Origin of the sequence: Pseudovibrio denitrificans JCM 12308, from assembly GCF_001310815.1 — a bacterium.
GTDB classification, from domain to species: Bacteria; Pseudomonadota; Alphaproteobacteria; order Rhizobiales; family Stappiaceae; genus Pseudovibrio; species Pseudovibrio denitrificans.
In genome coordinates this window covers 16,277-30,808 of the sequence record NZ_BAZK01000018.1, presented here as the reverse complement: position 1 = coordinate 30,808, position 14,532 = coordinate 16,277, and the positions used below count along the sequence as shown (strand labels likewise).

The 14,532-nt window shown below is 55.4% G+C and carries 11 protein-coding genes and 3 pseudogenes; 6 read left to right on the top strand and 8 right to left on the bottom strand.

Annotation, left to right across the window (positions count from 1 at the left end; genetic code table 11):
* Positions 1-139: 139 nt before the first annotated feature.
* The 5 genes from JCM12308_RS20425 to JCM12308_RS20405 are packed head-to-tail and all read right to left on the bottom strand — an operon-like array spanning position 140 to position 3,337.
* Positions 140-577, bottom strand: a complete 438-nt coding sequence (locus JCM12308_RS20425) for a DUF1284 domain-containing protein (RefSeq protein WP_008547930.1) — start codon at positions 575-577, stop codon at positions 140-142.
* Positions 578-579: 2 nt separating this feature from the next.
* Positions 580-1,800, bottom strand: a complete 1,221-nt coding sequence (locus JCM12308_RS20420) for a CCA tRNA nucleotidyltransferase (protein ID WP_054784910.1) — start codon at positions 1,798-1,800, stop codon at positions 580-582.
* Positions 1,797-2,069 (bottom strand): DUF6111 family protein, encoded by a 273-nt coding sequence (locus JCM12308_RS20415; protein WP_208608786.1) that lies wholly within the window; start codon positions 2,067-2,069, stop codon positions 1,797-1,799. Before JCM12308_RS20415 ends, JCM12308_RS20420 begins: the two co-directional genes overlap by 4 nt.
* Positions 2,069-2,689, bottom strand: a complete 621-nt coding sequence (locus JCM12308_RS20410; RefSeq protein WP_008548117.1) for a CoA pyrophosphatase — start codon at positions 2,687-2,689, stop codon at positions 2,069-2,071. Before JCM12308_RS20410 ends, JCM12308_RS20415 begins: the two co-directional genes overlap by 1 nt.
* 27 nt (positions 2,690-2,716) lie before the next feature.
* Positions 2,717-3,337: a DUF1285 domain-containing protein gene (locus tag JCM12308_RS20405; protein WP_014286771.1), complete on the bottom strand. Its 621-nt coding sequence runs from the start codon at positions 3,335-3,337 to the stop codon at positions 2,717-2,719.
* A gap of 478 nt (positions 3,338-3,815) precedes the next feature.
* On the opposite strand from JCM12308_RS20405, the pseudogene JCM12308_RS20400 reads away from it, so the two are divergent.
* The 5 genes and pseudogenes from JCM12308_RS20400 to JCM12308_RS20385 all read left to right on the top strand — a co-directional run bounded on the left by JCM12308_RS20400 (position 3,816) and on the right by JCM12308_RS20385 (position 10,704).
* Positions 3,816-4,827: pseudogene (locus tag JCM12308_RS20400) on the top strand (AAA family ATPase).
* 22 nt (positions 4,828-4,849) lie between these two features.
* Positions 4,850-5,773, top strand: coding sequence for a DUF58 domain-containing protein (locus JCM12308_RS20395; protein ID WP_054784909.1), 924 nt, complete (start codon positions 4,850-4,852; stop codon positions 5,771-5,773).
* 2 nt (positions 5,774-5,775) lie between these two features.
* Positions 5,776-5,972, top strand: a pseudogene (locus JCM12308_RS33100) (BatA domain-containing protein); the annotation flags it as partial.
* A 9-nt stretch (positions 5,973-5,981) separates the two neighbouring features.
* On the top strand, positions 5,982-8,585 hold the full coding sequence (locus JCM12308_RS20390; protein ID WP_373282396.1) for a DUF4159 domain-containing protein: 2,604 nt from the start codon (positions 5,982-5,984) through the stop codon (positions 8,583-8,585).
* Positions 8,586-8,621: 36 nt separating this feature from the next.
* Positions 8,622-10,704, top strand: a pseudogene (locus JCM12308_RS20385) (hypothetical protein).
* A gap of 55 nt (positions 10,705-10,759) precedes the next feature.
* Here the strand turns inward: JCM12308_RS20385 and JCM12308_RS20380 are convergent.
* Positions 10,760-11,335: a GNAT family N-acetyltransferase gene (locus tag JCM12308_RS20380; protein ID WP_054784908.1), complete on the bottom strand. Its 576-nt coding sequence runs from the start codon at positions 11,333-11,335 to the stop codon at positions 10,760-10,762.
* 323 nt (positions 11,336-11,658) lie between these two features.
* The gene (locus JCM12308_RS20375; protein ID WP_054784907.1) at positions 11,659-12,063 is read right to left on the bottom strand and encodes an NUDIX domain-containing protein; all 405 of its coding nucleotides are present in this window, start codon (positions 12,061-12,063) and stop codon (positions 11,659-11,661) included.
* A 526-nt stretch (positions 12,064-12,589) separates the two neighbouring features.
* Here JCM12308_RS20375 and JCM12308_RS20370 point away from each other — a divergent pair.
* Positions 12,590-13,525 carry a metallophosphoesterase family protein gene (locus JCM12308_RS20370; protein ID WP_083416631.1) on the top strand — a complete coding sequence of 312 codons (936 nt, stop codon included), beginning with the start codon at positions 12,590-12,592 and terminating at the stop codon, positions 13,523-13,525.
* Between the two features lie 111 nt (positions 13,526-13,636).
* Here the strand turns inward: JCM12308_RS20370 and JCM12308_RS20365 are convergent, their stop codons facing one another.
* Entirely contained in the window at positions 13,637-14,266 is a 630-nt protein-coding gene (locus JCM12308_RS20365; protein WP_054784906.1) for a hypothetical protein, read from the bottom strand.
* Positions 14,267-14,532 lie beyond the last annotated feature (266 nt).

Genomic DNA, 14,532 nt, shown 5'->3' with positions numbered 1-14,532 from the left:
ACCCCATATGGGGGCATTCTGTTAAAATTTGAAGACCAAAGCGTATTCGCGAAAAGTAGAATCCAAATTTCAAAGGGCAATACGCACTGCTGAGAAACTCAGAGATCGTTTAAGCCCTTCAAAACAAAAGCAAACCGCTTCAGTGATGTTTTGGATTGCGCAGCAGAACTTTTTCATAGCCAGATGAGGCAATTTCAGCGCAGAACTGAACCCACTCGCAGTTTTCGCAGGCTTTTCTGAAATTCCCCTCAGCATATGCCTCCCGCATTTTCCCAACCAAACGCGAGTTCAGCACCAGCTCATCCCCCACATGCAGCTCAGATCCTAGAATCTGGGAGGCCAGCTTCACCGCCGCCTTGTCCCGTTCCACCACACTGCAATTGAAGCAATGCGGCTCAGTCTCCTCGCGGATCAAAGTCGCGCAGATCTCATCCGGCCCGTCCACCAGTTCAACCGGTTCCCCAGCATTCAACCGCTTCACCACAGCCTTGTAGTTTTTGGAGAACGCAGGCGAATAACCATGCCCGATGAATGTGAGCACACAGAGCAGATGATGACCACGCAGCTTCACGCTCATGGTCAGTCCGCCTTATCTTCAACGGCAGCTTTCACCTTCGCCATCAGCTCCTCCGCTGAGCACTGATAATCAGCAGAAGCCCAGATCTGCTGCGCCAGCTTCATGGCAGCACCCATCTCTGGCCCGGCAGGAATACCACCAGCAATCATCATCTTGCCAGTCAGCGGAAAGCTCGGGATTTCCCAGTCCTGCGCAAACGCCAACAGCTCTCTCAGCACGGCCTCATCCTGCAGATCACCGTTCATCCACGCCGTCAAAACACCATCAACAACCGCATCAGCTCCATGCGCAACCAGCAGTGCCTTCAGCTCTTGCATTTGATGACCGGAGACACGCAAAGCCTTTGCAATCTCAGCAGCAACTTCAATCCGCTTCTTCTGCGCATTGGAAAGCCGCAGATGCTGCGAAACAGCTGCTCCCGCAACGCCGCCAAGCCGCAGCACTGGCTCATCCGCAGCTTCCGGCAATCCTTCCAGCTCAAGCAATCGTGCTAGGCACGCACTCTCCGCACCCTCACCCAGAATGAGCTGCAAAATACCGCCCTGCTCCATCAGTTCCAGAGCATCCAGAACTCGGGGCGCGCCAAGCGTTCTCAGCACTTCCTTAGTAATCCGCTCTTTGGAAAGGTGTGACAGCCCATCCTTCAGCTCAACACAGGCCGCATAGCCATCCGCATTGATTTCTCCTTGCCCATACGTGGCAAAGAACCGGAAGAACCGCAGAATACGCAGATAGTCCTCACGAATACGCGCTCGCGCATCTCCAATAAACCGCAGATGTCGGTTGAGGCAGTCATCCAACCCGCCCAGCGGATCAAACAGTTCACCATGCCGATCCACGTAAAGCGCGTTCATGGTAAAGTCACGCCGCTGCGCATCCTTCACCCAATCACGCCCGAACTTAACCGTCGCGTGGCGGCCATGGGTCTCCACGTCTTCACGCAGGCACGTCACTTCAATCGGCTGGCTCTCAATCACCAGCGTCACAGTGCCATGATCAACACCTGTCGGGATCGCCTTCACACCAGCAGCATCTGCTCTGGCCAGAACCACATCAGGCAAAGCAGTGCAGGCGATATCCACGTCATCCACCACTTCACCCAGCAGGGAGTTGCGCACGGTTCCACCAACTGCGCGCGCCACATCGCCGTCCTGTTCCAGAACGTCAAAAGCACGCTGAACAGCAGAGCTATCCAGCCAGCCTCTTTGTTGTAATTTGGTCATTTCTGAGGTGTCTCGTATCCACCCGGAACAAACTCGCCATCAATGATTTGCCCGGGCCGGTATTGTGACCCAAGCGGTGCATGGCCTGTTTCAGCAAGCAGCACCAGACTGGCGATAACAAGAGCAATGCCTGTGATGCTCAACCACAACATCGGGCCATCGCGAAACCGCTTGTCACTCTTTGCCTTGCGCACAACCATCACCCACACGGCGTAGGCAATGAATGGAACAAAGAACAACAACCCATGTGTCAGGAGCATTCGTATCATCAGGCATAAACCCTATTATAAAGCACGCGCAGGATGCCAGCGGTGACACCCCATATGTAACGCTGCTCAAATGGCATGGCGTAATAGTAACGCGTTTTGCCTCTGAATTCTCCGCTTTTTTTCTGATGGTTCTCAGGATTCATCAGGAAAGACAAAGGCACTTCAAACACTTCATCCACTTCCGCCGGATTGGGTGAGAGGATCAAAGGCGGTTTGACAGTGGCCAGAACCGGCACAACACGATAACCGGAACCGGTGTAATAGTGCCCAAGATCACCCACGATCTCCACCAGATCAGAATCTAGCCCAACCTCTTCATGCGCCTCTCGCAAGGCTGCACCAATAGGACCATCATCTTCCGCATCTATCTTGCCACCGGGAAACGCAATCTGTCCGGCATGAGAGCGCAAGTGAGCGGTGCGCTGGGTTAGCAAAATGGAAGCCTCGGCACCACGATCAACAATCCCGATCAGCACCGCAGCATCGCGCACCTTGTCCAGATCCTCCCCATAGTCCTCAATCTCCGGATTGAGAAGGTGATCGCCAGCCGGCTCGTAGGATTGGCCGTCCAGCCGATCCAGAACCCGGGATCTGAAATTTTCTGCTGTAAACTCAGACAAGATTATGCGCCGTCCTAATGTGTCTTTCTAAAATCCAAGGTTCTGCACGGTGTCCACCACAAAGAACTCACCATGGCTTTCGATGCCAACAACCCGTCCCTCCGGGCTTTCCCGCTCCTGCAAATGCGGAGCAAGCTCATGCACCAGCGTACGTGCAAACAACGCTTCCAGCCGATCGCGAACAAGAATGTAAGGCTTTAGCCCGCCATCTTCCTGCCTCTGCACAAAGCGCAGCGGATGCTCAGGTCCAGCCTCAACAACATCACCGCAGTTGGTCCGAATGGTAATCACCTGCTGTCCGTCCTGCTGGTGAATATCCATCTCTACGGCTACAAATGGTGCATCTTCGACAGTCAGACCAATCTTCTCAACCGGCGTGACCAGATAGTACTTTCCGTCTTCTTCCTGCTTCAACACTGTTGAGAACAGATGCACCAGAGCTTCACGCTGAATAGGCGTGCCCATGTAGTACCAGGAGCCATCCCGCTTGATCTGCATATCCAGATCTCCGCAGAAATCCGGGTTCCACAAATGGATCGGCGGTAAGCTCTTGGATTTTCCCGCACGCGAAATCAAAGCCTGAAGACCTTTCGGCATCTCCTTGATTTCCGGAATGCTCTTTTCTTTAAGTTCAGTCACCACGGTCATTCTACCAGTACATCTGCACCATTATGGGGGTAATATGGTGTCACAGAAGCTCTAACGCTACCCTCACCACAAGCCCGCGCCAAGTTATACCTTTGCGATAAGCCCCTCCTCGCAAAAATCAGCGTACCTTCCATCACCTCATTTCAGGCATGCAATCCTCCTAGAACTCTCAAGTCTTACGGGACTCTCAAATCTCAGGGAAAAAGGTATTCTCCGCCTCAAGACTCACCAACTGTTCACAAAAATACCGTTAGGGTAGCTTCAAACAAGAATGTAAACCCAGGGATGCTCTGACCCCAATCATATGAAAACTTTGAAACTGGCCCACCCGCCGCACACAGCACGTCTGCCTGCGCTGTCATTGAACCGATGAAATGTACAGGCCTATAAATTTGCTAGGGATCGCCATTTTTAAAACCGAGTATGATGCAAAGGTGAGCTAGGCAGGGTTGTAACGCGCGACGAAAAGAGAGCAGCGATGAACACCAATATGACAGGCATGCCCCCAAAACCAGAGGATATAGTCGCCCGCACAGAAGCGGCCTGCGAAAAGATCCAAAAGGCAAAAGAGGAAATCGCCCGTTCCATATTTGGTCAGGAAAGCGTTGTTGAGCGCACGCTGGTGACGATCCTTTCCGGCGGTCACGGCCTGCTGGTTGGTGTGCCCGGCCTTGCAAAAACCAAGCTGGTGGAAACACTCGGCACTGTGCTGGGCCTCGATTCCAGCCGCATCCAGTTCACACCAGACCTAATGCCCTCCGATATTCTCGGCTCTGAGGTGATGGAGGAAGCCCCGGACGGCAAACGCTCTTTCCGCTTCATTCCCGGTCCGGTCTTCGCCCAGCTGTTGATGGCGGATGAGATCAACCGCGCCAGCCCGCGAACCCAGTCCGCCCTTCTGCAATCCATGCAGGAATACCACGTCACAATCGCAGGCCATCATCACGATCTGCCCGCTCCCTTCCACGTACTGGCCACTCAGAACCCGCTTGAACAGGAAGGCACCTACCCGCTACCAGAAGCCCAGCTTGACCGCTTCCTCATGCAGATTGATGTTCATTATCCGGACATGGACGCAGAGCGCCGCATCCTGCTGGAAACCACAGGTGCATCCGAAGCAAAATCCAAACAGGTCTTGCAGCTGGATGAGCTGAGAGAAATGCAGCAGCTCGTGCGCCACATACCGGTTGGTGAAACAGTTATGGACGCCATCCTGAAGCTGGTCCGCGCCGCTCGCCCCGGCGAAGCTGATGGCTTTGAGGACCTCGCCCAATACATCGCCTGGCCCCGGCCCCCGCGCTAGTCAGGCCCTAATGCTGACAGTCCGCGCCCGCGCTCTTGCCGATGGCCGCTTGTCCCCAAGCATTGATGATGTGATGGCGCTGGCCGAACCAGTCTTGCAGCACCGCATGGCGCTCACTTTCGCGGCACGCGCCGATGGCAAAACCATCCCGCAACTGTTGAAAAACATCAAAGAACGCATCGCCTAACAACAAGCCGACAGGATCGCATATGTTATCTTCGAGGACCGATCCTCAAGACAGACAGGAAAACATCTTCGGCTTAACAGGCGAAGCGCAATCCCTTGCTGATACCTTGCCAGAGCTGCTGGTGGAAGCCAGACGCATCGCAGCCAACGTCACCGCCGGTTGGCATGGCCGCCGCCGTGCAGGCCCCGGCGAAACGTTCTGGCAGTTCCGCCCTTTCCTCTCCGGCGAGGCCGCCCAGCAGGTCGACTGGCGCCGCTCCGCCCGCGACGACAATCTTTATGTACGCGAGCGCGAATGGGAAGCCGCCCAAACCATCTGGGTCTGGGCAGATCTCTCCGCCTCCATGCGCTTCCAAAGCAAACAGGCATCCGCATCTAAAAGAGACCGGGCCCTGCTTCTTATGCTCGCCCTCACTTATGCGCTCAATGAAGCAGGCGAACGCGTTGGCCTTGCGGGCCTCACCCGCCCTCTCGCCAGTCGAAACGCCATGCAAACCATCGCGGAAACACTGGTTCATGAGAACCCGGAGGCAACCCTGCCCAACCCGGATGGCATTCGCCGTTTCTCAGAGGTCGTGCTGTTCTCTGATCTGCTGGATCCGCCGGAGAAGCTGGAAGAATGGATGGCAACTGTTGCCAGTACCGGCGCCAAAGGCCACCTTGTTCAGCTGCTGGACCCCATTGAAGAAACCTTTCCCTTCACTGGCCCAACCCAGTTTGAAGACCCGGAGAACGGCGAGCAACTCAAAGCAGGCCGAGCACAAACGTGGCAGCAGGAGTACTTGCACCGTCTGGCGGCCCATAAAGACCAGATCAGCGCACTCTCCCGCAAGTTCGGCTGGAGTTACACGCTACACCACACAGACCGCCCAGCGGTCGAACCACTCATGTTGCTGCATTCCCGCTTGGCTGATGCGCCGGAACACAAGATGAGAGGAGGTCTGTAACCATGGGATCTCTTCTCCCAATCGGGTTTGCCGCTCCCTGGGTTCTGGCCGCTCTCGCAGCCTTGCCCGTTTTGTGGTGGCTTCTGCGCACCACGCCGCCCCAACCCGCACACGTCAAGTTCCCCGCCCTTACGCATTGCTGCTTTCCCTTCGCAACAAAGAGGAAACGCCGCAGCACACACCATGGTGGCTGATCCTTCTCCGCTTGATGCTAGCCGCAGTTCTCATCATCGCCATGGCTGGCCCTGTCTGGAAACCGCTGGATATCGCGCAACCTAAAACAGGGCCACTCTGGCTCATCGTAGACAATGGCTGGGATGCCTCCGCAGACTGGGAACGTCAGATCCGCATGGCCGAGCTGATGGTGGATGGTGCCGCTCAAAACAACAGAACCGTCATGCTGGTCACCACCGCTGACGGCCCAGCCCAGCCCATGCGCCTTTCAAGCGCGCAGGAAGTAGCAGATCAGCTCCGCGCCCTGACACCGCAAGGATGGCAGGCAGCCCGCTCTGAGTTGATCCCGGCACTACAGAAACAGGCAGAACAAAACCCACCCGGTGCAATCCTGTGGTTCTCCTCTCCACTAGAAGAACCCTCCACCACCAGCTTCGCCAAAGGACTGGCCAGCATTGCCAGAGCATCGGATGTAAGCGAAAACTCCTTTCTCATCTACCGATCAGAAACGCCGGTTTACGCACTCAAGCAATTGCAGAACACAGCCGGTGCGATGACTACCACAGTCCTACGCCACCCAGCGCCCTTGGCCGAAACACTGACGGTCCGCGCCTATGACCGCAAACAGCGCGCCATCGCAGAGCAGGCTGTTGAGCTGGGGGCAGGACAGAATAGTGCCGAAATTGCGCTGGAACTCCCCTCTGAGCTGCGCAACGACATCACCAAGCTCGCTATTCTCGGAAAATCCAGCGCAGGCAGCACAGTGCTGGTGGATGAAAAATGGCGCCGCCGTAAAGTCGGCCTCTTTGCAGGAGGCTTCGCAGATCGCTCCCAACCTCTGCTGTCTCCACTTTACTATCTGGAGCGCGCGCTCTCTCCATTTGCAGATCTGCCGCCCGCGAAAAGCACGGATATCGTGGCAGCCATCTCAGACTATTTCGACAAAGGCATCTCCGTCCTCATTCTGGCTGAAGTCGGTACCTTGCCCAAGAACACGGAAGCTGACATCGCAAACTGGGTTTCCAAGGGTGGTACTCTGATCCGCTTCGCAGGTCCTCAGCTTCCAGAAAAGCAGGACTCGCTGATCCCGGTCGCGCTCCGTCTAGGTGACCGTAAACTGGGTGGCTCCCTCTCTTGGAAAGAACCTCAAGCACTCAAGTCATTTTCTGAAAACAGCCCCTTCCGTGCAATTGCACTGCCGAAGGACGTGACAGTCAATCGTCAGGTTCTCGCCGAACCAACAGCTGACCTGCCAGACAGAACATGGGCCTCTCTGGAGGATGGCACACCACTTGTCACCGCCAAGAAACACGGCAACGGAACTATTGTGCTGTTCCATGTCACCCCGGACACCAAGTGGTCTAACCTGCCCCTTTCCGGTGGCTTCGTAGATATGCTGCGCGCCATCACAAGCATCTCCTCAACCGCTGTTTACAATCCAGATGAGGAAGCCGAAGGCACAGCCTCAGCTGCCGCTCTGCCGCTGCTCAAGATGCTGGATGGGTATGGCAAGCTCACACCTCCATCAGCCAATCACCAACCCATTCTGGAACGCGACTTCGCAACCACTCATCCAGGACGCACGACGCCTCCGGGCCTGTACGGCACTGAGGATGCAGCGCGTGCACTCAACCTGATGGAAGACGAAGACAACCTTGTTCCGCTCGACCTGAAGCCACTCTCCATGGCCACGATCCTCGATTACCCCTCCGAAAAGCCTCTGGACCTGCGCGGCTGGTTCTTCTCCATCGCCATCCTGCTAGCCCTGCTGGATACCCTAGCCCTGCTCTGGCTGTCCGGCAAACTGCGCCGCAACCAGTTCACCCACGCCGCCATCCTCCTGCTCCTCGCCTCCAGTCTGAGCCTGACTGGAGCAGATAAAGTTCAGGCGCAGGACACGAGCGAACTCTTCGCGCTGGATGCTTCACTGGACACCCGCCTTGCCTATGTGATGACAGGCGTACCGGAGGTAGACGAGATCAGCCGTGCCGGACTGTTCGGCCTCACCCGCCTGCTCACAGATCGCACGGCACTGGAACCGGAAGCTCCGATAGGGCTGGACCTACAAGAAAATGAGCTGGCCTTCTTCCCAATCATCTATTGGCCCATTGATGCTGCCATGCAGATGCCAAGCCCCGAGGCCATGTCCCGGATTGGCGCTTACATGCGCAACGGCGGCACCATCCTGTTTGATACCCGCGATGCGTATGGCACCAGCTCCAACTCACCCAACAAACTCAAGCTGCAGCAACTGCTCAGAGGGTTGGATATCCCAAGTCTGGAACCTGTCCCTCAGGATCACGTGCTGACAAAGACCTTCTACATTCTGGATGACTTCCCGGGCCGCTATAATCAAAGCCCCATGTGGGTGCAGGCCAGCGCCACTACATCAGATGGCAGCCGTCCGGTGCGGGCGGGCGATGGTGTCTCCCCCATCATGATCAGCGGCAATGACTTCGCCGCCGCCTGGGCCATCGATACGCAAGGCAATTACCTTTACCCAACCATCCCGGCAGACGGAAACCAGCGCGAAATGGCAGCGCGCGTCGGCATCAACATCCTCATGTACACCATGACGGGCAACTACAAGGCAGATCAGGTCCACATCCCTGCCCTGCTGGAACGTATCGGCCAATAACAAGCCAGAAACTCAACGCGGAGCACAGCAACACACATGACATGGTCTCTTTCCATCGATCCGCTTTTGCCCCTTCCGGCAATAATCGCGCTTGGAGTGATCATAACTCTGGTCTGTGCCTACCTGCTCTTTGTGGGCATGCGCGGTGCTCTCATCCGCTCCCTTGCCCTCGCCCTGCTTGTGCTGGCCCTGCTCAATCCCGCCGTCCTGCGCGAAGATCGCGAGTATCTGCCAAGCACCGTTGTGGTGGTCTCTGACAACAGCAAAAGCCAGCAACTGGAAAACCGCACCGAGCTGACAGAAGCAGCAAGAGAGGAGATTGTCTCTCAGCTACAAGCTCTTGACGGCATTGATCTGCGGCAGGTCTCCCTTAATGACACCTCCATGGAAACCGGTGATGGTACACGCGCATTCTCCGCCATCTCCAATGAGCTCGCCGACGTCCCGCCAGAAAGGATCGCCGGAGCTATCGTCATCACCGACGGCCAGATCCACGATATCCCGGCAACTGCTGAGAAGCTCGGTTTCTCTGCTCCAGTCCATGCCTCATCACAGGTCGTGAAGGCGAGTTTGACCGACGACTGAAAGTCGCCAAGGCTCCGCGCTTTGGGCTGGTTGGTTCAACCCAGGTGGTCCAGCTGGAACTGGTGGAAGAAGGCTCTCTACAGCCCTACGGCAATCGCGCAGAGATCACCGTCCGCCGCAACGGCGACATCCTCTCCAAACAGTTCATCTCCTCCGGTTACCCTGCTGAAATCGCCGTTGAAATCGAACATGGCGGCCAGAACATCTACGAGTTTGAGGTAGAAGCCTTGAAGGGGAGCTTACCCCACTCAACAACCGCGCCCTCGTCACTATAGATGGCGTTCGCGAAAACCTGCGTGTCCTGCTGGTCTCCGGCTCTCCTCATGCCGGTGAGCGCACATGGCGCAACCTGCTCAAATCAGATGCCTCCGTTGATCTCGTCCACTTCACGATCCTGCGCCCACCGGAAAAGCAGGACGGCACACCAATCAATCAGTTGTCCCTGATCGCATTCCCAACCCGCGAGCTGTTCTCCGTCAAGATCGACGAGTTCGACCTCATCATCTTCGACCGCTACGAGCGCCGCGGCGTGCTGCCCTTGCTCTATTTCGATAACATCGCAAGATATGTGAATGACGGCGGTGCAGTGCTTATCGCAGGTGGGCCGGACTACGCTGAGGTCAACAGCATCTTCCGAACCCCGCTGGGCCGCGTGCTTCCGGCAGCTCCAACCGGAGAAATCTTCGAAGAGCCGTTCCACGCCAATGTATCTGAACTCGGCCTGCGCCATCCGGTCACCCGTGATTTGCCAGGAGCTGGCCAGACGCCACCACAATGGAGCAAATGGTTCCGCCTTGTCGGGGCAAATGTTCAGGAAGGCCAGCCAATCATGACCGCGCTGGGCGATAAACCTCTGCTCGTCCTCAGCCGCGTTGGCAAAGGTCGCGTAGCCGCCCTGCTCTCCGATCATGTTTGGCTGTGGGCCAGAGGTTACGAAGGCGGCGGCCCGCATGTTCCGCTCCTGCGCAGACTGGCACACTGGCTCATGAAAGAACCCGATCTGGAAGAAGAAGCCCTGCGCATGTCCCTGCGCGGCTCAACACTCATCACAGAACGCCAGACCCTTGCCAATCTGGTCGATCCAGTAACACTCACAACGCCCTCAGGCAAAACGGAGCAACTGGAGCTGACCAAAGACAACTCCGGTCACTGGATAGCTTCCGTCAAAGCCGAAGAGCTCGGCCTCTACTCCGCCACCGATGGTGCACACACCGCACTCATCAATGTTGGCCCACCGAATCCACGAGAGTTTCTGGAAGTCATCTCCACACCTGACAAACTCTCCGGCATCACCACACAAACAGGCGGAACAGCGCTGCGTATTGGCGGCGATGATGGAGCATCTCTATCTCTGCCTAACGTCATTGCACAGCGAGCCTCCACGCAATACCACGGCAGCGGCTGGATCGGCATCAAACGCACAGATGCAAGCATCCTGAACGGAATAGACCGCTACCCATTGCTGATCGGCTTCCTCGGCCTTGCATTGCTACTGGGGCTGCTGTCCTTCACCTGGTACCGCGAAGGACGCTAAAACGAAATGTTCTTGAAAAAATGGTGTTTGGAAATGAATGTCGCTATGGCGCGGATTAAGTCGCCATAGCAAGGGAGCCTTGCATCATATCCAGCAGTTGCCCATCAGTCTGCTTGCTTGCCACCAGCGCTGGCTTCGTGTGCCCACCAGAAACATGACCAACTGGCATCGCTTCATCCTGCAACATCAGAACAAGCAACCGATCTGGATCAACAGGCCCCGGCAGAGTGATCTGCCCATGTGGCACCTGCTCATAGCCATGCGGCCCGTAGTAGGGATGATCTCCCACCAACAGAATCGACTGAACGCCCTGCGCCTTGGCTTCCTCAGCAACGCTCTTCAATAGCAACCGTCCAAGCCCCTGCCCTTTGAAGGTAGCCTTCACAGTCAACGGCCCAAGCAGCATACTCTTCTGAGTACCAATCATAATCGGGGTAAGTTTCACAGACCCGGCAATCTCACCGTTCTGCTCGCCAACAAAGCACAAGTGGGAAGCCTGCTGCACCCCATCCCGGATTTTGAACGCTGTACGCTCAAACCGCGCAGGGCCAAAGGCCTCGGCTTGCATCTGCTCTATCTCGAGAAAGTCTGCTGGGGTTTCCTGCCGCACCAGCCATTTTGAAACTGTCATTTTACACACCACAAATCGAAGGAGGAAGACCGTCGATCCGTGTGGCTCGGGCAGTTAGACCGATGTTGGGAGCACACTGAGGAAAGGACGGCACGAAGCACCACGCGAGAGCATGTCCCGCGCGTTCATTCGTCGTCGCTGTTCCCAGCAAATTGCCATAAGGCCTGTACCCCAGTTTCTCGGTTCATCGCATGCGAGAGCACACGAAATATAATTTCACCTGCTTACGTAACACGCAAATTTTCTGTCGTAAAGCACAAAACTAAGTGCAGATGCGTATTCGTTAGTCGTAGACCAGCTTCAGCTAGGCCCTTGAAAAACAACTACCAATACGGATTAGGCTCAGCCTCACCCGCCATTTCCTGCAGCCGACGCTGCGTCGCCGGGCTGATATCATCTGGCAGTGCATCCAGCGCGAACAGCTGTAGATCAGAGATTTCCATGGAAGGTCTTTTCCAGTTTGGATCCTGCTCCGTGAGCTTCACTTTAAAGAGCCCCACATGATCGCGGCCAGTTCCGCCCTTGTTGAGATGCATGGAAACAAGCGTCACATCTGGCCCGCAACCATAGCCGGTTTCTTCCGCCAGCTCACGGCGCGCAGCCTCCGCCATGGTCTCGCCGGAATCAACTCCGCCACCGGGAAAATACCAGCCCGGCAAGTACTGATGACGTACGAGAAGGACTCGGTTTTCATCGTCAAATGCCGCAACGCGCGCTCCCAGCGTCATACCGCGACTCAAAAGTGCGGCAGATTGCACGAGTATATTGATTATTCGCGTTTTAAAGCTCGCCACGCACAGCCTCACATTCATTATAAATACTTGATATTACAAGATAAAAATCTGAAATATCATTCATGCAAAAAGTGCATACCACCCTTGCAAAACTAACACTACACAACCCTCAGGATAGGCGTAGAAAGAGATCAAAGAATAAGCATACGCCCAAAAATTAATCAGGGCGGCCCCATCACCTACTTATAATAGACACCTAATCCGCGTTTCCCAAATCGCAGGAGAAATACGTCATGCTTACTAAAGTTCTCGCACGCTTCCGTCGTACAAAACGCTTCCATTGGGCACCAGCAGTAAACACTGCAAACACCCACGACAATGCTGTTCTGCGTCCATCTTCTTGCCTTTAAGGCAAATTCGAGTTCAGTGTTGCAGATCTGTTAAAGGCGCTTGAGGGTAATTCTCCGAATTAAGGAAAATTCCTTGACCTCAGGCGCAATGCAGCGATGATGCGCAGGCTATGTTTAAGCTTGTACACATATCTGACCCACATCTGGGCCCGTTGCCGGACGTACAGCCCGTCCAGCTCGTCTCAAAGCGCATTCTTGGTTATATAAATTGGCGGCGCAACCGCGCCCACGCAATGACCAACTCCTATTTGGATGCGCTGATACGCGATATTCATGCGCAGCAGCCAGATCACATTGCCCTTTGCGGAGATCTGGTCAATATCGCGCTGCCTAAAGAGGTTGCTGGAGCCAAAGACTGGCTCGCAACCGTAGGCTCTCCGGAAAATCTCTCCCTGACACCCGGCAATCACGACGCCTATGTTCCAGGCGCGCTCAAGCAAGCGTATGGGGCCTGGCGTCCTTACATGCAGAGTGATCCGGATCTGGGGCTCACACCTCCACTGGGAACAGATCCACACTTCCCATTTGTGCGCAGACGCGACAACATCACCATCATCGGCCTCTCAACGGCCAAGGCGACTGGTCCGTTCATGGCAACCGGCCACATCAGCGCCAATCAGCTGCGTGAGCTAGCCGATCAGCTACGCCATGCAAAGGAACGAGGCGATTTCCGCGTTGTCATGCTGCACCATCCGCCGGTGCGCAACGCAACCTCATGGTACAAGCGCCTCGTTGGCTCCAGCCGCTTCCGTAACATCATCGCAGAACACGGCGCTGAGCTGATCCTGCACGGCCACACCCACCGCGCCACCCGCATGGAGATCAATGGACCGGAAGGCCCTGTGCCAGTTATCTGTGTCCCATCGGCTTCCAATGGCCTCAGCAGCCACAAGCCACCTGCCCGCTACAACCTCTTCACGATTGAAAAGGACGGCAGTGGCTGGTCTTGCATCATGGAAGAACGCGGCTTTACAACAGCGAACGAAGGTGTGCATCACATTGCACAACACGACCTGTCTATTCCCGGCCTGAGACAAGCCGCCTGAAAGCAATCAGAGAATTAGAAAAGGAGAGGCATCTGTCGCGTATCACCGAACAATGAAAACGGCTTTCGGATAAAGATACGAAAACTGATTTAGGTGCCTCTCACAAAAGCGCTACCCGGCAAACGGGTTGGCATAAAGAGCCAGCGCAACAAGACCAACAGCGCCAATAACCGCACCCATCAGCAACCCGCAGAACAGGATAAACATATCCCTCGCTTTGTTTGGCTTGGTTGCAACTGCTTTGCCTGATGAGTCCTGCTTCAGCTGATCCAGCTTTTTGCCACTGGGCACATCCTGCTGGCGAATGCGGTTAAGCATCCAATCCGCTTCCAGTGCCCGCTCTTTCTCGATGATCCGCTCTGCAATGTACTCAGTAATGCAGTCCGCCATATCGTCGATATCAGCGGTTTCCAGCAGAACCATACGGCCCAGACGGGTTTCCTTCACAAAACGATAGGAATGACGGTCACGGCCCATAAGAACGTGGCTGGTCATATCGATCCAGAGGCGAGGCTGAGTACCTGGAACAATCTGGAAGGAAAACTGATCATCATCTTCAGGAACTTCCTTGAACACATCAATCAGCTCTTCGCTGAGCAGTTCAAGGCGGGCCTTCTCGCTCTCTTGCAGGCTCACAACAACGTCAGTCCGTTCCATCTCCGCAACACGAACTTTGCGAATGCTATCTCTCAGTGACCGTACCTTCTCATGAGGTACAACGTTGTCATGTAGCTCAGACATGGCAGCTCCCGAATAACCGGCTGAACACACCCCGTTTCAACCGCACCCCAACCTACGTACAACCAATCATGTAAAGTGCAGCCCTCACACATCTTCCACGATTAATCAAAGGTACATGGTAAAAGGAAACTAACACATCCTAGATAAAACTCTAATGAAACCTCACTAACTGTCCCGTTTTGGGGCAGTTTTCCAGTACCAAGCCCACGCAGGTTCTGCGGCACAACACTCAGGTTGTGCCAGCAAATCATCGCAAGTTGATACCA